The following is a 1,002-nucleotide window of genomic DNA, read 5'->3' as shown; positions in this document are numbered from 1 at the left end:
TGTTTAGTCCCAGATTTTAATGGTGCAATATTCTCAGATAAATGGAAGGAAGCACTATGGGACAAGTTCTACACAGCAGCGCCACAACGACACAGGCAGTGCGTCGAGCAATACAAAATAGTCAAGAGAGCTTAAGAACGCTAGCCAAGCGTTACGGCATCAATCAAAAGACCGTCGCAAAATGGAAGAAACGTACTTCAGTAGATGATCTTACAACCGGCCCAAAGAATCCTCGCTCAAGCGTGTTATCGCCTGAAGATGAGGCGGCAATTGTTGCTTTTCGAAAACGCACTTTGTTGCCGCTAGACGATTGCCTTTATGCATTGCAGCCGAGTATTCCTTATCTGACACGCTCGTCGTTACACCGCTGCTTACAGCGGCATGGTATTTCACGACTGCCTGAGGTACAAGGTGATCGCCCTGTCAGGAAGCGCTTCAAGAGCTACCCCATTGGTTACTTTCATATCGACATCGCTGAGATGCAAACAGCACAGGGTAAGCTTTATCTCTTCGTTGCCATTGATCGCACTTCCAAGTTTGCGTTCACTGAATTGCATACTAAAGCCAGTAAGATGGCAGCCGCGGAGTTCATGTGCAATCTGGTTAAGGCTGTGCCCTATAGAATCCATACGGTGCTAACAGATAACGGCATCCAGTTCACGAACCGCACCTGTGATCGCTACGCCTCTGAGCACATCTTTGATCGGGTTTGTACTGAATGTGGCATTGAACATCGTCTTACCAAGGTTAAGCATCCATGGACCAATGGACAGGTCGAGAGGATGAACCGAACGATTAAAGAAGCTACTGTCAAACGGTTCCATTACGACGATCACACTCAGCTATGCATTCACCTTGCTGATTTTATTGCTGCATACAACTTCGGCCGCAGACTCAAAACACTCAGGGGCCTGACTCCCTACGAATTCATCTGCAAACAGTGGACAGATGAACCTGAACTTTTTAAAATTGATCCGATCCATCAAATGCCGGGACTAAACA

Annotated in this window: 1 protein-coding gene; it reads left to right on the top strand. The window is 47.0% G+C overall.

What is annotated here, in order from left to right:
- Positions 1-56: 56 nt before the first annotated feature.
- Positions 57-1,002: IS481 family transposase (locus tag MF4640_RS18765; protein WP_078390498.1), on the top strand; the 946-nt coding region annotated here is incomplete at its 3' end.

The organism is Acinetobacter sp. MF4640 (assembly GCF_002018895.1).
Classification (GTDB): domain Bacteria; phylum Pseudomonadota; class Gammaproteobacteria; order Pseudomonadales; family Moraxellaceae; genus Acinetobacter; species Acinetobacter johnsonii.
This window is presented reverse-complemented; position numbering and strand designations above follow the sequence as displayed.